Raw genomic sequence first — 19,167 nt, 5'->3', positions numbered from 1 at the left:
TTCGTCAGCATCTTTAGAGACGCACTAAATAGTGTACCAGATATTCACCACGCTGTCACGTGGGAATTAGTGGAATCAATCAGCGAATTTATTTCCGAATACGGCTTTTTCCAGATTAGACACTCGTTTTAAAATATCGTAATTGACTTGATGATTATTATTGGCGGGTTGTTTTACACGTTGTGTCGATTCTCTGGATGACATACGTTTCAACCGGTCATTTTCCTGCTGTAACCTTTCCATCTCCTGTTGCATATGGTCGTAATCCTGGATGATTAAATCTAAATATTCATCCACTTCTTCTTGATTATAACCTCTCATGGACGTTTTAAAATCTTTTTCAAGAATCTCTTTACTTGTTAAGTGGATATTTTCTAAGTTCATTATCTTCACCTCTGTTCAGCACATTACGTTTATTTTTTCAAAAGCTGACGGAAATGTCAATTTTGTATTTAGAAAAAATTATTGGTCCCAGTAATCTGGGTTCGACATTCTCAGTTCTTCCACTATTTCATCCAAATCTAATGGAGTTATGTAGAGAATAGGATAAGTATGAGAAGCAGCATAATTTGAAGCCGCTGTTAAAAAGTAATCCGGGCTCCCCTTTGTCTCTTCATCATACAATACCAGGCATCCATCGGAATGTTCCACTAAAAACTGATCTTTAGCACGAAACTGATACGGGCCTTCATACCCTTTATTATATACCGGCTTATAAAAATCCGCCATCATCGTTACCTCTTCATATACCAGTTGGTAGGCTTCTTTCCACCTTTCCTGCTGATTTTCAAATGGCGGGATTATCCCCAGATTAATCGAGTACTCTTCTTTTAAATCAAGTACAACTTCTCCGGTCCAAAGTTCTACCCCCATTTGACCTGAAATCAGGACCCATTCCAGTCCTTCATCTAATAAGGATAGAATCCTTTTCTTAATGGCTTCTTTTATAAAGCTTACTTTACTATCTTCAGGGTTGAAAATTCCGAGTTCCATCGGTTTGTAGCCTGTAACAACAATCGTTTTCATGCTTTGTCTCCCTTTTGTTTAATTAGACAAGAAAAGAAGGATTTCATCTTCCTATATGAAAAAATAAGCCACGGCTAGTGGCTTATTTTAATTATTCCATCGGGCCCATTGGTCCTTGCGGCATCATTTGCATTTGTCCTTGACCCATTCCCATTTGACCTTGAGGCATCATTGACATCTGACCCTGACCCATTCCCATTTGATCCTGAGGCATCATCGGCATCTGACCCTGGCCCTGACCCATTTGATCCTGAGGCATCATCCCCATCTGGCCCTGACCCATTCCCATTTGGTCTTGAGGCATCATCGGCATCTGGCCCTGACCCATTTGGTTTTGAGACATGTAATCCATCCAGTTATAATCCGGTGAAGACCCTTGCGGAAAGGCGTAATCCTGAGTTTGGAAAGAATTAGCCTCCGAAGTCATATAAGGGAAGTAATGAAAATTATTTAGTAAATGATGGTTTTGAACTAATATGTGCGTCGGATGAATATAATCTTGATTTTCTACAAAGAAATTGTCTACTACACATTGCTGTACTGGGCAAACGATCGGACGCCTATTGCAGGATTGAGCGCCTTGACCTTGCATTGAATGCTGATGCATACAACTTTCACTCCTTATCGTCTATTCCTTATCAGCGTATGTCATGCATCTGCAAGATGTACTGGGCGAAATTATCATATTACTAAGAACTTCCCCATCGTTCATAAATGAAAAAGGAAGCTTACAAAGTAGTCAAGTACACATTCATATGGATTCCTAGCTAAAGACTAAAGAAAAGAAAAAAAGGAAGGATCGCATCCCTCCTTCTCTCTATGTAAAGCGATTACCTAAGAAGATTCCTCCGGCAGATCGGCGGATGAAAAAGAAAATGGCAGTAATTCATCCATAGACACCGTTCTGCATTCTCCCAAGAGATTAGAAGCATGAATCTTCACGTTGGAATCAAAGAATTCACTCATCACTTGACGGCATGAACCACAAGGTGGAACGGGACGCTTTGTATCTGCGACTACAGCCAGCTCCTGAAATTTAACGTGACCCTCTGAAATGGCCTTGAAAATGGCCACTCTCTCTGCGCAGCACGCCACCGGGTAAGCTGCATTCTCAATATTACATCCGGTGTACAGAGTGCCATCCGCTGTTAGAAGTGCTGCTCCTACAGGAAATTTAGAATAGGGAGTATAAGCCTTTTCCCGAGTATCTTTAGCATGTTGAATTAACTGTTCCTGATTCATATTATAACCTCCCTTTTATTGGGAAGATAATTATAAAACAATTCAACATATATGTAAAGCGATTACAAAAAGATCATAATCTTATTCAAAAAACACATTCAGGGCATTAATATTTGACACATGTGTCAAAAAAAAGTTTATACTTGATGTAATCAAAAAAATAGCTGATTAATTTTAATGGTAATAAGGAGGAACAGAGATGTCCAAAATACTGCAATTCAATAAGATCATTTGGGTTTTCATAATTCTGCTGATTTTCACAGGTATCTTTACTTATCTTCAGCTCCCAAAAAGAGAAATCCCAGAGATCAATGTTAATGTAGCATCGATTTCTACCGTATTCCCAGGGGCCACGCCTCAGGAAGTAGAACGAACCGTCATTAATCCATTGGAAACTGAATTATTAAACATCCAGGGGGTAGACCAAGTCACATCAGCATCAACCACTGGTTTTGGTTCTATTACCACTACACTTACCGGGGATGCTGAGCCGAATACAGTAAATTCAAAAATTCGACAGGTGGTCTCTGATGTTTCACGCGGGTTCCCCGAAGAGGTACAGGATCCTGATGTAAATACAGACCTTAATTCATCTTCTGTAGCTTCTTATCACTTACTCGCCGACAATGTGGAAGACCTTTATAATCTTAGAGATACACTAGAAACTTGGCGGACCGAATTAACTGAAATTACTGGCGTAGAATCTATTCTTATTAAAGGCTTGCCTGAGCAAAAAGTTTCCGTCAGTTTAGATAATACAGAGCTTAAAGAAAACCAATTATCTCCCTCACAGGTCATCTCATCCATCCAGAATGAAATTGCACCTGCAGCAATAGGAACTGAACAGGAAGATAACAAGATTTATCAGCTTATCCTTGATAAATACTCAAATATTGATGAATTATCTCAATTATCAATTGGTCAAAATAATGCAGGTGAAAGTGTGACCATTGAAGATATCGGCTCCATAAATGTGATCAATGAAGAAGTAGATGACCTTATCTCTTATGATGGAAAAGCCGCGTTATCTGTGACAATACTTGCCAAGGAAGGAGTAAATATATCTGCTTTACAGGATAGTATCACCTCTAGAATTAATACACTCTCGGGAGAATTACCAGCTGGTATTGAGGTCGATCAATTCTACACACAAAGTACGATTATAGAAGAAGTCTTCACAAATCTAATCACTTCGTTCTCCATCTCATTTTTTGCAGTAATTGTGATTATGGTGTTAGGTTTACCAATTTCTTCTGCTATTCTGGTAGCTTTGTCTATTCCGATTTCCATTATTATCGGTCTTATTCCACTCCCTTACGTGGGAGTAGATTTAAACCAGATATCCATTATTGGAATGATTATTGCCATTGGAATACTCGTGGACGATGCCATTGTAGTTAATGATAATATTCAGCGAAGGTTCCAGCTTGGGGATGGTGCTTTAGAAGGTACTATACGCGGAATTAAAGAGGTAAGAAAATCGATTGTTACCTCTACTCTTATGATTATCTTCAGCTTTTTCCCATTAACTTTCTTATCAGGTTCAAACGGTGATTTTATACGGGCTTTGCCAACCGTGCTAATCTTTACTATCCTTGCTTCAACTATCATCGCTTTAACCTTTATACCAACCGTTCAATATGCAAGAAAACGCCGGCAGAAAAAGCAGAATAAATCAAAGGCAGGTCTCCTTGGCGGGTTCTTTAATTGGATCGAACGTGTTTATGCCGACTCCATTTTGCCAAAGACTACTAAAAAACCGTGGCTCACTGCTCTTACAGGTTTAATTTTATGCGCACTGCTTGCCACACTGGTTGTTCGCATTCCTTTTGAGTTCTTTCCTTCTGCAGACCGTCCCGAAGTGACTATATCCGTAGAATATCCACAGGGAACGCCGATTGAAGAAACTCAGGAGCAGCTTGAAGAAATGAAAAACTTCTTAACAGGTCAGGAAGATAATATTACGGAATCCGCGATTTATACGGGTACAGGTCTTCCTAGTATCTTCAACTCATCCCTGACACGTTCAGGCGAAAATACAGGACAGCTTCTAGTTAGAGTAGACCGTGATGAAACCAGCGCTTCTACCTTCATTAATGATTGGGAAGAGCCTCTTAGAGAAGAGTTTTCGAATGCAGAAGTATTTCTGGAAACCATTGTGTCTGGTCCTCCTCCATCTCCACCGGTTCAGGTGAAAATTCAAGGACCAGAATTAGAGCCGCTCATTCAGGAAGCAAGAAATGCCAGAGATCAACTGGCTGACATAGATGAAGCAGAAATTGCAACCATTAATGCTGGATCTGGACAGCCATTTACCCAATTTAATCCAGACCGTGATAAGCTGGCTGATAATAATATACCGATCAGTCAAATTACTTCTCAGCTCCAGCTTGCTAACACAGGAGTGCCTCTTGGAACGTTTGATAATGGGGTCGAACGTCTTCCTCTGGAAATTATACTTGATGACGGAGATCCAAATGGGGTAAATTTAGAAAATTTAACGGTAGTCAGCCAGCAGAATCCAAGTGAAGGTCAACCACCTGCTACGTTCTCCTTAGATGAACTCATTTCTCAGGAAGAGGTTGAACAAGTTGGGGCTATTCCTCATCTGGATGGCAAACGTACGATTACAGTCGAAGCTTATCCAAAAGAAGGTGCCGAAGAAGCATTTACAAGTAAGTCCAATGAGGTTGTATCTGCAATTAAAGAAGACTTACCAGAAGGCTATTCTCTTGTAGAAAGCGGGGAGACAGACGCCCAGACAGAGTTCTTTGTTGAAGTTGCTAAACTGTTCGTGATCGTCTTATTCCTGATTTATCTGACCATCGCGATCCAATTCAACTCGTTATTAATGCCAGTATTAATAACCGGAACTGTATTTTTGGCAGTTACAGGAGCTATTATTGGTCTATTCGTCTCCGGCCAGCCACTAAGTTTCTTAGCAGTTCTGGGGATTGTATCATTATCAGGTATTGTCGTTCGTAATTCTGTTATATTGATTGAATTTATCGAACAGAATAAAGAAACCTACTCATCTACGATTGAAGCTGTAATAGAAGCAGGGCGTGCCAGAGTAAGGCCAATTGTACTTACTTCTCTAACTTCAATTGCAGCTCTTACGCCGATAATATTTACAGGGGATGTCTTGTTTAAGCCACTTGCGGTATCTATCGTGTCTGGCTTGTTATTTTCAACTATCCTCACCCTGTTACTTGTACCTGCATTCTATTTAATTATCGTAAAAATTACGGGAAAGAAAACAACACATGAATAAACTCCCTATGCTTTCAAGAAGAATTAACATTTCTATATAAACTTAGCTGCCGGTTAATCCGGCAGCTTTTTTTAACTTAACCCATTCAAACTCCTCCATTCTATTTACCGGAATAATAATCAGCCTCTTTCATCTGAGAAATTAGAGGAGATCAACAAAAAAACCTCAGTGGCTACACTGAGGTTTTTAGCTATTTAATACCTGTTATTTATATCGCTTAATATCATATCCAGAACGTAATGAACGGATTGATATAGTTCCTTAAACCTTTTCCGATGCACATCCACATAATAGCTGTGTAAAATAATCATTTCGATATTTTCATTCGTAGATTTAATCTGATTCGGATGTACGCTTGCCCCTCGATTTTTTACATACTCCTCAGCTTCTTCACTCCACCGACTGTTCAGGTCAAACATAGGTGAGGTCTCTTTCTTCACTTTTTCAAAAAAAGCGTGATTTTTTTTATCGACGGGACCCTCAGTTTCCAGAAATTGAGTATGGAGTCGATCGATCAGTTGTTTCAAATCTTTTGTATGTTCTTCTAACGACAAAATATGTTCACACCTTTTTAGTTTACCTTACCATGATTATATCTTCTATATCAACGAATTATATAGCTGAAACCTGGTCCTTTGGGTGATGATATTTCTCTCTAACCTGAGCTTCCCGTTCAGTCCTTACTTCTTCAATCTGCTGCTTTAAATGAAATAACCCATCATAAAGGTCATCCATTTCTTTTCTATGCGCTACAGCCATACTAAATACAGTCTCATCCGTTTTTGTGGCTACCTGCTTCTTTAAACCTGACATTTTATCTTTCAATTTAAGCAGCTGCTCCTCGAATTCTGAAGAAGTACGATATATTTGCACATTCATCTCCTCCTCTACCCTGATACCCTTTTAATTCTCCTGTTTATGTATAACTCCTTCCCCAATGACAAGACTAGAACTAATGCTACAAAACAAGTCAAATTGATCAAATACCTTCGACAGTAAAGGAGGACTTATTATGCCAAGAAAGAAAGATCAAAAACCTAAAAAACCTGAACCTGCAAAAACGGATAATCCGAAGCTTGCTGGTGAAAACCGTCCATCCACTTAATAAAAGGGCTGCTGCTGAATTAATTAGCAGCAGCTTTTTTTAATCCCCCTTAAACAAGTTCTTTTTTTCGAATAGAGTAATTAGTTCGGAAAATAAATGGTATAATTGTCCATGATTTGAACTTTTTGTCGAATGCTTAAAATAAATGAAACCTTTTAGTTGTCCATACGTCTAAAAAATTGAAGCCTTCACATATATCCTTGGAGGTTATTTTTTGGTATGATACTCTCATGGCTGCAGGGAGGTATAGTGAATGAAATATCCCAATGGAAAACGGTCGGCTAATGCAAAAAACGTTTCCGCACCTAAACAGCAAAAAAAGACGACGTTCAGTAATCGTGGAATGACACTGGAAGAAGATATCAGTGTAACGAACAAATACTACTTAGAGTCTCAAATCGCAGTAGTTCATAAGAAACCAACACCCGTCCAGATTGTAAATGTGGATTATCCCAAAAGAAGTGCTGCTGTAATAAAGGAAGCCTATTTTAAGCAAGCTTCTACCACAGATTTTAATGGAGTTTATCGCGGGAAGTATATCGACTTTGAAGCTAAAGAAACAAGAAATAAGACGTCATTCCCCTTAAGTAACGTCCATCAACACCAGATTGACCATATGAAAGCAGTGGACCAACAAGGTGGAATTTGTTTTATGATCATCAAGTTTGCTCCGTTGGAGGAAGTGTATTTACTCCCTTCTAAGCAACTATTTATATTTTGGGATGAGCAGTGGAAAGGCGGTAGAAAATCAATTCCCTACGCTTTTATTAAAAAGGAAGGTTACCACATTCCTTTCCATTTCCAGGCACGAGTTGATTACGCCGCTGCTCTGGATAAGCTTATTTCTGAATTGGAGGAGAACTAAATGGCAAACGAAAGCCAATCACGTACAGCAAGAAGAAATCAGATGAAGGCTTCTAAGAAAAAGAAAGGAAAGCCGTTGTTTAAGAAAATATTATTAACTATATTGATCGTTGGTCTTGTATTAATGATCGGTACCGGAGGATTGTTCGCTTATTATATTTCAAGTGCACCTAAATTAGATGAATCGCAATTATCCACTCCTTTTTCTTCAAAAGTTTATGATATGAACGATAACCTGATTACAGATTTGGCCGGAGCAGAACGAAGAACCAAAGTAACTTATGACGACCTGCCTCCAGTTCTTAAAGACGCGGTAATCGCTACAGAAGACTCAAGATTTTACGACCACATAGGTATTGACTTCAGAAGAATAGTAGCAGCTGTCGGAGCTAACATTACGAGCGGCTTTGGCGCAGAAGGTGCCAGTACCATTACCCAGCAGGTTGTTAAGAGATCATTTCTAACGAGCAAAAAGACGATTGAAAGAAAAGTACAGGAACAGTATTTAGCTATTAAGCTTGACCAGGAGTATTCGAAAGAAAAAATCCTGGAAATGTATATGAATAAAATCTATTACGGAGCAGGTGCTTATGGTGTTGCGGAGGCTGCCAAAACCTACTTCGGAAAAGAAAACTTAAATGAGTTAACTTTACCGCAGGCTGCTCTTTTAGCTGGTCTGCCTCAACGTCCATCGGCCTATAATCCACTTGAAAATCCCGATCTTGCGAAAGATCGAATCAATACGGTGCTTAATTTGATGGTTATGCATGGGAAAATTTCAGAAGAAGAAGCTGAAGAAGCTAGAAAAACAAATGTAGAAGATATGTTAAATAAAACAGAAGCGGAAAAACAAAAAACCCCATATGATGCTTTTATTAAAAAAGTTAAAAAAGAAGTAGAAGCGAAAATGGACGGGGCAGACATTTTCAAAGATGGATTAAAAATCTATACTACTCTTGATCCAAAGGCTCAGGAATCAGTTGAAGAACTGTTGAGCAGCGATGGACCTATTTCCTGGCCGGATGATGAACTAAAGACCGGTGTGGCTGTCACAGATACAAAATCCGGAGCCATTCGCGCCATTGGAGGTGGTCGTGATTATCAAGGGAGCGATCTGAACTATGCTACTGAAATCACGAGACAGCCTGGATCCACTTTTAAACCAATTATGGCTTATGGTCCCGCCATTCAGTACGACAAAATCTCAACCTATCACCAGATTAAAGATGAAGAATATGAAATTAATGGAAAAGAAATTAATAACTTTGATAACCGTTTTAGAGGATGGGTCTCTGCAAGGTATGCATTAAGTCGTTCCCTCAATATTCCGGCTATGAAAACCATGCAGGAAGTAGGTATGGACAAAGCAGAAGATTTCGCCTCAGGTCTAGGTATTTCTTATAATAATTCTAATATAGTCCCAGTAGATGCAATCGGTGGAAACATTGGCGTAAACCCTGTACAGATGGCAGGAGCTTACGCTGCCTTTGGAAATGAAGGTGTCTATAATGAACCTTATACTGTAAGAAAAATTGAAGTTCCCGGCGAAGATACTCTGGATACGAAATCGGAACCAAAATCAGCCATGGACAGTTATACCGCGTACATGATCAGTGACATGCTGCAGACCACTATGTCTGAAGGATCAGGACAGGCGGCTAATGTCTCCGGTCTCCCTGAAGCCGGAAAAACCGGAACGACAAACCGTGGGGATACTGCCCCAGATTCCTGGTTTAATGGATATACCACAAACTACTCTATATCCATCTGGACCGGCTATAATGACATGAAAGGTTTATCACAGGCCGGAAAAGATATACCTAAGCAGATCTTTAAACCGCTAATGACTCAATTATCAGAAGGTAAAGAAACAGCTGACTTTAATAAACCAGAATCTGTTGTACAAGTCGAAGTTGAAGAAGGATCTCGTCCAGCTAAGCTGCCTAGTTCGAATACCCCGCAGAGCCGGATTGTAACGGAGCTTTTCCACGTTGATAACCAGCCATCAAAGGTTTCTAAAACATTTAAGCAGCTGGATCCTGTGAATTCTCTAACAGGAAAATATAACGAAGGCTCAAATTCCATTGACTTAAACTGGTCCTACGGCGATACAGAGGATGTTTCATTTCAGGTCTCCGTATCAATTGATGGTGGAGATTATAGAGAATTAACTACGACAAAAGATAAAAGTGCCAGCGTTTCTAATGTTCAGCAAGGAGCAACTTATCAATTTGCCGTCAAGGCTGTAAGCGACAGTGGTGAAGCCGAAAGCAGTGAATCCACTGGAGAAAGAGTTCAAGTACCTGGAGTCCAAGGAAATCCATTAGAAACTCCTGAAGAGGAGTCTCCTGATGAAGAGCCTTCTACTGAGGAGCCTTCTGAGGAGGAAGAACAAGCTCCAGAGGAAAATAATGAAGATGCCCCAGCAAATGAAGAAGACACTCCGCCTGAAGAAAATACAGATGAAGAACCTCCTTCCCCTGAGGAAGGCAATGAAGAAGGTAATGAGAACAACCAGGGCGATAATGGCGAAGAAGGAAACAATCAAGAGAGCGAGAATCAGGGCTCAGAAAATTCCGGAAATAACAGTGAAAACGGAAATTCTGAAGGTTCTGAAGACAGCAATAATGAAGAAACCCCTGAAGAACCTGCCCCTGAGCAGCCTAATACGGACGAACAAGAACCTACAGAAGAAGCGGCTTAAAAAAAGCGAACTCCGAAATGGAGTTCGCTTTTTTCATTCATTATTATTGTTCTCTTGTTTCTTGTTTTCTCATTCGTTTTTTCCCTTCTCTGCATAAAACCAAGAGAGGACATTCTTCACAATTCGGTCTTTTGGCTTTACAGTGGTAGCGGCCAAAAAAAATCATACGATGATGCGTAACGCTCCACTCTTCTTTTGGAACTTTTCTCATCAGTGTTTTTTCCACTTCCAGAACGGAATCTTTCCAGCGGCATATGCCTAATCGCTTGGAAACACGCTCAACATGAGTATCCACAGCAATTGCAGGTTCATTAAATGCTACAGATGCTACGACGTTGGCCGTCTTCCTACCTACTCCTGCCAGACTTTCTAATTCCTCTTTCGTAGGCGGAACTTGACCATTAAACTGATCCACTAACGTTTGAGAAAGCTTTTTAATATTTTTAGCCTTATTTCGATAAAGACCAATGCGCTTAATATCATTCTGTAATTCTTCAAGAGACACCTCTATATAATCAAATGGTGTCCTGTATTTCTGAAACAATTCAGGTGTGACTTTATTAACAAGCGAGTCTGTTGCTTGAGCGGATAACACAACAGCCACGAGCAATTCGAAGGGATTCGAATGTTTTAATTCGCACTCTGCTTCAGGAAACATCTGTTTAAAAACGTCTAAACAATAACGTATTTGTGTTTTATTCAGCATAGTAGACTTTTTACGAATCCTCCTCTAACCAATTGTAGTATAAAGATACATCACGTTTTTTTTGCTTACTTTCCTCTTCTTTCTTTTTCGAACTATTGTTTCCACCCTGGCGGAATTGCTTTCCATGCTCACGTGCCTGCTCGACCGTATGAACCCCTTTTCTTTTCCATTCCCTTAAAATGCGGTCAATGTATTTGAAATTTAGTTTGCTCATTAATACCGCTTCCCGTAAGGCAGCTTTAATTAAAGCAGGGGATTGCTGTTCTTCATCAAGCCATATATTAATATTTTCTATCTCAAAAGGGGATAATGGCCTTCCGAATTCCTGTTCAAATAACGGGAAAATATTTTCATTAAACTCCTGAGCTTCTTCCCTCCGCCTTGGTGTGTAGCTGAACAGCTTATCCCAAAGAGGTTCAAGAGAATAACATTCCGTCAAGACCTGATGCTCGTTCTGCTGCTGCTCAATTTGCAGCAGCTGCTTTTGAATCAAGCTACGAAGAATGCGTGAACATTCTTGACTGGAAACGGATAGGTATTGGGCTAATTCCTCAGGTGTTGGGAATAAATTCCCTTCCGATCGAAAACGGTGAAGCTGAAGAAGTAAGAGAAGTTCTCTTTCTCCCATACCTAATTTTTGGTAATCCGTTAACAACTGCTTCGGTATCATCACTTGATTGTCTATCATTGTTTGAAAACTTTGATACTTAGCCATACGATTCACTCCCGATTATGATTTCAAAGAAAAACACCGATAACGCCATGAGGCGGGTAATCGGTGTTTTTCCCGTACTTAAGGATACAGTCGATTCAACAATCTAGGGAATGGAATAGTTTCACGCACGTGCTCAACACCGGCGATCCAGGCTACTGTTCGTTCCAATCCAAGCCCAAACCCAGAGTGAGGTACACTTCCATATTCTCGAAGCTGCAAGTACCAATTATAAGCATCACCCGTCAATCCGTGATCCTCGTACCTTTGTTTCATAAGTTCTAAATCATCAATTCGCTGAGATCCTCCAATAATTTCACCGTAACCTTCAGGGGCTATTAAATCAGCGCACAAGACCACTTCTGGTCTAGCTGGGTCAGGCTTCATATAAAAGGCTTTAATCTCTGCCGGATAGTTCGTGATAAAAACAGGCTTATCATAACTTTCAGCTATAGCTGTTTCGTGTGGGGCTCCGAAATCATCTCCCCACTCAATGTCATCAAATCCTTTTTCCTTCACAAGCTGGATGGCTTCATCGTAACTAATGCGAGGGAATGGAGCTTGGATCTTTTCTAACTGCCCGGTATCGCGCCCGAGCGCTTCCAGTTCAATTTTACAGTTCTTTAGTACAGATTGTACAACATGAGACACATACTGCTCCTGAACTTCCAGACTGTCTTCGTGATCCATAAATGCCATTTCAGGCTCAATCATCCAAAATTCAATTAAATGCCTACGGGTCTTTGATTTCTCAGCTCGGAATGTCGGTCCAAAACTGAACACCTTACCAAAGGCCATCGCTGCAGCTTCCATATACAACTGACCGCTCTGAGACAAATAAGCATCTTCTTCAAAGTATTTGGTATGGAAAAGTTCTGTTGTTCCTTCCGCCGAAGATCCTGTTAAGATCGGGGGATCAATTTTCACATATCCATTTTCATTAAAGAATTCATAAGTTGCCCGGATAATTTCATTGCGGATCTTCATGACTCCATGCTGTCGTTTAGAACGTAACCACAAATGTCTGTGATCCATTAGAAATTCAGTGCCGTGCTCTTTAGGTGTGATTGGGTAGTCCACAGCTTCATGAATGATCTCGAAATCCGTCACTTGCATTTCATATCCCAATGGAGACCTGGTATCCTCAACAATCGTGCCTGTTACATACATGGAGGATTCCTGAGTAAGTGCTTTTGCCTCCTGGAATTTATCTTCCCCTATATCGGCCTTTACTACGATCCCCTGCATAAATCCAGTTCCATCCCGTAACTGAAGAAAAGCAATTTTTCCGCTTGAACGCTTATTAGCAAGCCAAGCTCCTATAGTAACTTCTTCATTAAGATGTTTTGAAACTTGAGAAATTGTTGTTTTCACGCTTATACCTCCAGCTTAACTTTATGATTGATGATTGTTAACAAATTGTTTGATTCTATCTGCTGCCTTTTCAAGCTGATCCAGGGATGTTGCGTAAGATAAACGGACATTTTGCGGAGATCCGAATCCTGAACCAGGGACTAAAGCTACTTTTTCCTGATCAAGGAGAGCTTTCACCCATTCGTCTACATCTGAAAAGCCACCTGATTCGACCGCTTTTTGAACATTTGGAAACAGGTAGAAGGCACCGGACGGCTTCACACATTCTACTCCAGGAATAGATGTAAGTTTATCGTAAAGAACATCCAGGCGTTCTTTAAATGCCTCTCTCATTTTAGTTACATCCTCATCACTCCCGATGTAGGCGGCAAGCGCAGCATATTGAGCGATGGAAGTAGGGTTGGAAGTAGAGTGAGATGCCATGTTGGACATAGCTTTTATAATAGTTTTATTACCGGCAGCAAATCCGATTCTCCACCCTGTCATAGAATGAGATTTTGAAACTCCATTTATGATTACGGTCTGGTTATACAGTTCTTCTGATAATTGAGCAATAGAAATATGTTCTTCTGATGTGTACACCAGCTTTTCATAAATTTCATCTGAAATTATTAATATATCGTTATCAAGGCAAACTTGACCAAGGGCTTGTAATTCTTTTTCTGAGTACATCATGCCCGTGGGATTACTTGGGGAGTTGATCACAACCGCTTTTGTGTGCTCAGAGATCGATGCCTTCAATTGTTCAGGAGTAATCTTAAAGTTATTCGACTCATCAGCCGTTACAATGACAGGTTTTCCTTCTGCCAATTTGATCTGTTCAGGATAACTTACCCAGTAAGGAGCTGGAACGATAACCTCATCTCCCTTATTCAATAACACTTGAAAAAGGGTGAAAAGAGCGTGTTTTGCCCCCGTAGTAACAATGATTTGCTCATTCGTATAAGTTAAGTTTTGATCTCGTTTTAATTTTGCAGTTATGGCATTCTTTAACTCAGGTATCCCACCAGCTGGTGTATATTTAGTTAAACCTTCATCCATCGCTCTTTTAGCTGCATCTAAAATATGAGCAGGTGTATTGAAGTCAGGTTCTCCTGCTCCTAGACCTATCACATCATGACCCTCTGCTTTTAAAGCCTTAGCCTGTGCTGTGATCGCAAGGGTACTGGATGGCGTAAGGGATTGAACGCGGTTAGCTAATTCCATAATATCCACTCCTTTATTAATTTTGTTTAAATGCAAATCGCTGATCAAATCGTTCTCCATTAAGATTAAAATAATCAAATACATATCGATTCTGCGAGTCTACATACGTAATTTCATAGACCGGCTGCTCTTCTTCGTAACCTAATTGAATATTTTTATATATACAATTTTGACAATCCGCTCTCCAGCTCTGTTTCAGCTGTTGCTCAGCTATGATTTCCTGATTCATTTGTTCATTCAAGAGTTCATTCTTGGATAAATCGATGAAAACAAGCCCTTCTTTACCACCTTGAGTTTTTCCTTTCACAATATGTACCCTACTTTTACCGTGATAGATGCTTACATTTTCAACTGTAGCGATCTCCGTCTGATTAAGCGCCATTTCCCGGGCTGCTTCATCTCCAGCGTGAAGATCCCTATTAATACTCACGTACATCCATACAGCTAAAGCCCCGCTGATAAAGAAGAGAGCTCCTATAATAATAAAGCTCCACTTCAGCCAGCTAGGTACGGTAAATGGTGAAGACTGCGGTTTCATTGTCCTCATCATCAAGTGCCAACCCAAACATTAGATTTTTATCTTTCAAGGTACGGTTTAAAGTATCCACAATTTTATATAGGTCGTCAGATTTTTGAATACGGACCGTCGAAAGGGTTTCTACTTTATTTTCCACATGATTTCCCTCCATGATTCAGAAATAATATTTTTTTCTTTTTATCAAGCCCTTCCTAGTATAACAGTTTAAAAGGACCTTGTTGATTGAAATTACCTTTGGATTATAACCATTGTTCCATTTGATCGATCAGCTCCCGGGTAGACCGATAGCTGACGGGAACTTCTGGAATGGAATTTAAAAAGTACTTTCCATACCTTGCTTCCATTAACCGCTGATCACATATGAAAACAACTCCTCGATCCGTGCTGGACCGAATGAGTCTTCCAAATCCTTGTTTAAACCTGATAATAGCTTGTGGAAGTGACCTTTCCATAAAAGAGTTTCGGCCACTTTCTTTCATCTGAGCGTCTCTTTTGGACTGAACAGGCTGGTCTGGCGGTTGAAATGGCAGACGCACCATTACTAAACAGGAAAGGTCCTCACCGGGAATATCCACTCCTTCCCAGAAGGAACTGGTTCCTAATAGAATGGATTGCTCAAAGGACTGAAAATTCTTCTTCAATCGATCTCGGCTCCCGCTTGACACGCCTTGAGCGAATATCATGAATTCCTCCGGATCAATAATCTCCTTCAGCAAGCTGTAAGTTTTTCTTAGCATATCATAAGAAGTAAACAAGACAAGCATTCTTCCTTTGGTCACTTCGGCAATGGAATAGATCGCCTCACTAATGGCATCGATATATTCTTCAGGATTACGTTTAATATCGGGAAAATCATTGGGCACCATTACCTGAACCTGCCGATCGTAGGAGTATGGTGAAGGAATAATTGACTCCATCAAGTCCTCCTGATCTATACCCAATAATTCTTTCATATAAGAAAAAGAGCCATCTGTAGATAGAGTCGCACTCGTAAGCACTACACTCTCTTTTTTATGGAATAATTTCTCTCTCAGTATATCTGCTATGTTGAGTGGTTCACTGAACAGGTAAATCGAATTATTTGCTCCTTCTCCCTCTATTTCTATCCATTTCACTAGTTCTTCAGAATCAGTGTCAAAGTAATCCGTTAATTGCTTCCGGATTTGATGGCAAAGTTCAATCTGTCTATCGAGTCTAGTTATTAAAATCGGCAATGAGTGATCATCTGCCATACTTGCAGCCAATCGTAGTTGTTCACGCATATGATCCATTCCTGTAATTAACTTGAATAATAAAGCGGTAAAACGGTGTGACATCTCCCTGGCAGTTGACTGGAACCCTGATGACTCTCCCATTTTCATTCCATACTGAATGCGGCCAACGTCACTTTTTTTTCTGTTCCCTTTGTTTTCCCTTTTGATGCTTTGAAAAATATATTTGGAAAGTTGATTCAGTTCTTCTTTTGCTTCATCCACGGTTGCCTGACACTTTTTCGCCTCTTTGTAAAAGGATTCACGAAAAACCCATTGTCGATAGGTACTTTTCTTAAACATATCACTAAACTGACTTAGTTGTCTCTGCAGTTCCTTATAATTCATCCTTATTCCAAAGTAACGACTGGCTACAGGTTCAAGATGATGAGCTTCATCTATAATGGCACGGTCATAGGATGGCAGTCTTGGTTCTTCACTTACTAAGTCCATACAGAACAATGCGTGGTTCGTAATGAGAAGATCCGCATGAGAAGCTTTTTCTTGAGCCCAATGATAGAAAGAATCTTCCCCTAAATCTAAATCAACCGTCTTGGTGGATTGTTCAGCTGAGACCTTGTGCCAGAATTGCCTGCCATTGGAAGGCAATTGAATTTCATCCACATCTCCCGTGGTTGTTTCTGTAAGCCAAACTAGAATAATTGCTTTTGTAAGAGCAATATCATAGTTGTCCTGACGGGATTGCTCAAGTTCATAACTAAAGTGGATCAAACTGATATAGTGACTTCTTCCTTTATAAAGAACTGTACGAATAGGACGTTTAAATAAATGCTCTAAACTTGGAATCTCCTCTTCAAGCAGCTGTTGCTGCAAGCTAGTGGTATGAGTCGTTACAAGAACCCGCTGACCGTTTTGGACGGCATAATATAGGGAGGCTAATAAATAAGCGATGGACTTACCTGTCCCTGCTCCCGCTTCAATTAGTGCATGCTTGGATTTCTCCAACGATTCATACACTAGTTCAGTCATATCCCTTTGTCCAGTACGGGATTCATATTGCTTCATGACTTTTTTCATGCCTTCCTTATCTTCATAAGCTTCGTCTACCCATTCACTAAAAGGATGAAGTTGAGAGGAATTTTCCGCTTGAGGATGGCTCGATTTTTTTACTGGAATTCCATGTATTAACGTGTAGCCCTCTTCTTTCTCCAGAGAGTAACGTTTGTCGTCCCTTATTTTTGTTATAAAAGGACGCAGCTCACTTTTAAGCTTTTCTTCTACCTTCAGTAAATGAAACAAGGTCCGCTCAGGAAGACGACTCATTCGATTAAGAAGATAAATCAGCAAATCTCTCGTCACTTGTGCGTCAGATAAGGCTCTATGAGGACGATCATGTCCCATCCCTAATAGGTCAGCCAGCTGTCCCAGTTTGAAAGTGGGGGAAGTAGGTATTAAAATTCGTGCGAGTTCTACGGTGTCAATAACAGGATTATGTAATGCTTCGTAACCGCATCGTTTAAATTCACCATTAAGAAACCCAAGATCAAATTCAATATTATGGGCAACAATATAGCTGTCTTTAATAAGGTTATAAACCTCATCTATAATTTCTGAAAAAAAGGGAGCATCCAATACATCCTCTTCCTCTATCCCCGTTAAAGAGGTTATAAACGGCGGGATGCCCCTGTCAGGGTAAATAAGAGAAGAGAACTCTTTGATGACGGAGCCTGTCTCTGTCGTAATCACGATCCCTATCTCAATGATCCGATCTTCTTTAGCGTTTCCTGTCGTTTCTAAATCCACAATAGCAAATGTAGTCATCAATATCCCTCTTTCAAACTTCACTTAATAGCAAAAAGGAAGGACCCCGCCTTATATGAAGCCCTGGCAAAGATCCCCTCTGTACTAATGCAGCTCTATAAACTTACTAAAAAGGTAAAGCTGTAAGCGGTGGTTCTTCTTCCAGCAATTCGGCAATCTGATTATGATCATTCATTAACGCGATTTTAGGTTTAAAGTCCGCTAATTCATTCTCACTTACCATAGCATAAGACACGATAATAACAATATCATCAGGTTGAACAAGTCGAGCTGCAGCGCCGTTCAAGCATACGACCCCGCTTCCTCTTTCTCCAGCAATTACGTAAGTCTCTAATCTAGCTCCATTATTGTTATTAACAATCTGGACTTTTTCATGCGGCAGAATTCCTACCTCGTCTAATATATTTTGATCAATGGTTATACTTCCCACATAGTTTAAATTAGCTTCAGTTACGCGAGCGCGATGAATTTTCGACTTCATCATCGTACGGAACATATTCAGTCCTCCTCGAACCTCTTCATTAAGATATATCTCCCGGGTGGAAAACCGTATTATCTATTAATCGAGCATTCTCATAATAGACAGCAGCAGCAAGAATTACTTGCCGATCGAAGGTTTCAATAGGCTCCAGCTCAGGATACGACAATAACTCAATATAATCTATTTTACCACGAGTTTCCCTTTCAAGAAACTGCCGGGTTTCTTGTATAACTTCCTGTATGTCAGGGTTTAGAGTCTGCATGAGGCGGCTCCTCCCCTTTTGTAAAGCTTTCTGGATCGCAGGTGCTTCTGATCTTTCCTGTGGAGATAAATTAATATTGCGGCTGCTTTTAGCCAAACCATCGTCCTCTCTTACTGTTGGAACAGAAACCAACTGGACAGGAAAATTAAAGTCCTGAATAAGCGCGTCTACCACGGCCACCTGCTGAGCATCCTTTTGACCAAAATAAGCCTTTGTCGGAAGGCAAATATTAAATAACTTAGTCAAAATAGTCACTACACCCTCAAAATGTCCTGGACGGCTTCGTCCGCATAAGACGTTTGCTCTTTTGCTAACCGTCATTTCTATGGACAATGGAGCTGGGTACATCGTTTTATTTTCAGGCAGGAAAATGAAGTCTATATCATTTCTTCTCGCTATAGACAGATCATGATCAATATTTCTAGGATAATGATCCAGGTCTTCATGCTCTCCAAATTGCAGAGGATTAACGTAGATACTTAATATAACATAATCATTTTCTTTCCGGGCTTCCTGAAGGAGACGTTCGTGCCCTTCATGTAAATAACCCATTGTTGGTACAAACCCAATCGATTTCCCTGCCTGCGTAAGGTCAGCAGTCGTTTTTTGCATTTCTATTATCTCTTTTATAACTTTCATTT

General features: G+C 40.2%; 18 protein-coding genes. 3 read left to right on the top strand and 15 right to left on the bottom strand.

Annotated features, from left to right (window positions below):
• Positions 1-75: 75 nt before the first annotated feature.
• The 4 genes from gpsB to ACTWP7_RS04465 all read right to left on the bottom strand — a co-directional run bounded on the left by gpsB (position 76) and on the right by ACTWP7_RS04465 (position 2,268).
• The gene (gene gpsB, locus ACTWP7_RS04480) at positions 76-384 is read right to left on the bottom strand and encodes a cell division regulator GpsB (protein WP_422165329.1); all 309 of its coding nucleotides are present in this window, start codon (positions 382-384) and stop codon (positions 76-78) included.
• 78 nt (positions 385-462) lie between these two features.
• Positions 463-1,026, bottom strand: a complete 564-nt coding sequence (locus tag ACTWP7_RS04475; RefSeq protein WP_443122178.1) for an SLOG family protein — start codon at positions 1,024-1,026, stop codon at positions 463-465.
• Positions 1,027-1,117: 91 nt separating this feature from the next.
• Complete coding sequence (locus tag ACTWP7_RS04470) at positions 1,118-1,633, bottom strand: CotD family spore coat protein (RefSeq protein ID WP_443122177.1); 516 nt, start codon at positions 1,631-1,633, stop codon at positions 1,118-1,120.
• A gap of 227 nt (positions 1,634-1,860) precedes the next feature.
• Positions 1,861-2,268, bottom strand: coding sequence for a cytidine deaminase (locus tag ACTWP7_RS04465; RefSeq protein ID WP_443122176.1), 408 nt, complete (start codon positions 2,266-2,268; stop codon positions 1,861-1,863).
• A 199-nt stretch (positions 2,269-2,467) separates the two neighbouring features.
• On the opposite strand from ACTWP7_RS04465, the gene ACTWP7_RS04460 reads away from it, so the two are divergent.
• Positions 2,468-5,542, top strand: coding sequence for an efflux RND transporter permease subunit (locus ACTWP7_RS04460; protein WP_443122175.1), 3,075 nt, complete (start codon positions 2,468-2,470; stop codon positions 5,540-5,542).
• 194 nt (positions 5,543-5,736) lie between these two features.
• On the opposite strand, the gene ACTWP7_RS04455 is transcribed toward ACTWP7_RS04460, so the two are convergent.
• Positions 5,737-6,096 (bottom strand): YppE family protein, encoded by a 360-nt coding sequence (locus ACTWP7_RS04455; RefSeq protein ID WP_443122174.1) that lies wholly within the window; start codon positions 6,094-6,096, stop codon positions 5,737-5,739.
• A gap of 58 nt (positions 6,097-6,154) precedes the next feature.
• Entirely contained in the window at positions 6,155-6,415 is a 261-nt protein-coding gene (locus ACTWP7_RS04450; protein WP_443122173.1) for a hypothetical protein, read from the bottom strand.
• 485 nt (positions 6,416-6,900) lie between these two features.
• Between ACTWP7_RS04450 and recU the strand changes: the two genes are divergently transcribed.
• On the top strand, positions 6,901-7,512 hold the full coding sequence (gene recU / locus ACTWP7_RS04445; protein WP_443122172.1) for a Holliday junction resolvase RecU: 612 nt from the start codon (positions 6,901-6,903) through the stop codon (positions 7,510-7,512).
• Positions 7,513-10,215 carry a PBP1A family penicillin-binding protein gene (locus ACTWP7_RS04440; RefSeq protein ID WP_443122171.1) on the top strand — a complete coding sequence of 901 codons (2,703 nt, stop codon included), beginning with the start codon at positions 7,513-7,515 and terminating at the stop codon, positions 10,213-10,215. It abuts the gene before it with no gap.
• A gap of 43 nt (positions 10,216-10,258) precedes the next feature.
• On the opposite strand, the gene nth is transcribed toward ACTWP7_RS04440, so the two are convergent.
• From nth to panC, 9 genes are all read right to left on the bottom strand, one after another.
• The gene (gene nth / locus ACTWP7_RS04435) at positions 10,259-10,921 is read right to left on the bottom strand and encodes an endonuclease III (protein ID WP_443122170.1); all 663 of its coding nucleotides are present in this window, start codon (positions 10,919-10,921) and stop codon (positions 10,259-10,261) included.
• A 10-nt stretch (positions 10,922-10,931) separates the two neighbouring features.
• Entirely contained in the window at positions 10,932-11,636 is a 705-nt protein-coding gene (locus ACTWP7_RS04430; protein WP_443122169.1) for a DnaD domain-containing protein, read from the bottom strand.
• Between the two features lie 78 nt (positions 11,637-11,714).
• Positions 11,715-13,007 carry an asparagine--tRNA ligase gene (gene asnS / locus ACTWP7_RS04425; protein WP_014643486.1) on the bottom strand — a complete coding sequence of 431 codons (1,293 nt, stop codon included), beginning with the start codon at positions 13,005-13,007 and terminating at the stop codon, positions 11,715-11,717.
• A gap of 21 nt (positions 13,008-13,028) precedes the next feature.
• The gene (locus ACTWP7_RS04420; protein ID WP_443122168.1) at positions 13,029-14,213 is read right to left on the bottom strand and encodes a pyridoxal phosphate-dependent aminotransferase; all 1,185 of its coding nucleotides are present in this window, start codon (positions 14,211-14,213) and stop codon (positions 13,029-13,031) included.
• Positions 14,214-14,229: 16 nt separating this feature from the next.
• A complete protein-coding gene (locus ACTWP7_RS04415; RefSeq protein WP_443122167.1) occupies positions 14,230-14,760 on the bottom strand; it encodes a cell wall elongation regulator TseB-like domain-containing protein in 531 nt (176 codons plus the stop codon).
• Entirely contained in the window at positions 14,717-14,887 is a 171-nt protein-coding gene (locus ACTWP7_RS04410; RefSeq protein ID WP_065814010.1) for a YpmA family protein, read from the bottom strand. Before ACTWP7_RS04410 ends, ACTWP7_RS04415 begins: the two co-directional genes overlap by 44 nt.
• A 103-nt stretch (positions 14,888-14,990) precedes the next feature.
• A complete protein-coding gene (gene dinG, locus ACTWP7_RS04405; RefSeq protein WP_443122166.1) occupies positions 14,991-17,783 on the bottom strand; it encodes an ATP-dependent DNA helicase DinG in 2,793 nt (930 codons plus the stop codon).
• 106 nt (positions 17,784-17,889) lie between these two features.
• Positions 17,890-18,279 carry an aspartate 1-decarboxylase gene (gene panD / locus ACTWP7_RS04400; RefSeq protein WP_014643491.1) on the bottom strand — a complete coding sequence of 130 codons (390 nt, stop codon included), beginning with the start codon at positions 18,277-18,279 and terminating at the stop codon, positions 17,890-17,892.
• 25 nt (positions 18,280-18,304) lie between these two features.
• Positions 18,305-19,165, bottom strand: coding sequence for a pantoate--beta-alanine ligase (gene panC / locus ACTWP7_RS04395; RefSeq protein ID WP_443122165.1), 861 nt, complete (start codon positions 19,163-19,165; stop codon positions 18,305-18,307).
• Positions 19,166-19,167 lie beyond the last annotated feature (2 nt).

It is taken from the genome of Halobacillus sp. B29, from assembly GCF_052246755.1.
GTDB classification, from domain to species: domain Bacteria; phylum Bacillota; class Bacilli; order Bacillales; family Halobacillaceae; genus Halobacillus; species Halobacillus halophilus.
Note: the sequence above shows the minus strand (reverse complement) of the source record. Positions and strands in the feature narration are given on the sequence as shown.

What these genes read in the sequence shown, in the direction of transcription:
- ACTWP7_RS04475 (WP_443122178.1), bottom strand. Translation starts at nt 1,026, where the DNA reads ATGAAAACGATTGTTGTTACAGGCTACAAACCGATGGAACTCGGAATT.
- ACTWP7_RS04420 (WP_443122168.1), bottom strand. Translation starts at nt 14,213, where the DNA reads ATGGAATTAGCTAACCGCGTTCAATCCCTTACGCCATCCAGTACCCTT.
- nth (WP_443122170.1), bottom strand. Translation starts at nt 10,921, where the DNA reads ATGCTGAATAAAACACAAATACGTTATTGTTTAGACGTTTTTAAACAG.
- panD (WP_014643491.1), bottom strand. Translation starts at nt 18,279, where the DNA reads ATGTTCCGTACGATGATGAAGTCGAAAATTCATCGCGCTCGCGTAACT.
- panC (WP_443122165.1), bottom strand. Translation starts at nt 19,165, where the DNA reads ATGAAAGTTATAAAAGAGATAATAGAAATGCAAAAAACGACTGCTGAC.
- recU (WP_443122172.1), top strand. Translation starts at nt 6,901, where the DNA reads ATGAAATATCCCAATGGAAAACGGTCGGCTAATGCAAAAAACGTTTCC.
- ACTWP7_RS04415 (WP_443122167.1), bottom strand. Translation starts at nt 14,760, where the DNA reads ATGAGGACAATGAAACCGCAGTCTTCACCATTTACCGTACCTAGCTGG.
- ACTWP7_RS04465 (WP_443122176.1), bottom strand. Translation starts at nt 2,268, where the DNA reads ATGAATCAGGAACAGTTAATTCAACATGCTAAAGATACTCGGGAAAAG.
- dinG (WP_443122166.1), bottom strand. Translation starts at nt 17,783, where the DNA reads ATGACTACATTTGCTATTGTGGATTTAGAAACGACAGGAAACGCTAAA.
- gpsB (WP_422165329.1), bottom strand. Translation starts at nt 384, where the DNA reads ATGAACTTAGAAAATATCCACTTAACAAGTAAAGAGATTCTTGAAAAA.
- ACTWP7_RS04470 (WP_443122177.1), bottom strand. Translation starts at nt 1,633, where the DNA reads ATGCATCAGCATTCAATGCAAGGTCAAGGCGCTCAATCCTGCAATAGG.
- ACTWP7_RS04430 (WP_443122169.1), bottom strand. Translation starts at nt 11,636, where the DNA reads ATGGCTAAGTATCAAAGTTTTCAAACAATGATAGACAATCAAGTGATG.
- ACTWP7_RS04460 (WP_443122175.1), top strand. Translation starts at nt 2,468, where the DNA reads ATGTCCAAAATACTGCAATTCAATAAGATCATTTGGGTTTTCATAATT.
- ACTWP7_RS04440 (WP_443122171.1), top strand. Translation starts at nt 7,513, where the DNA reads ATGGCAAACGAAAGCCAATCACGTACAGCAAGAAGAAATCAGATGAAG.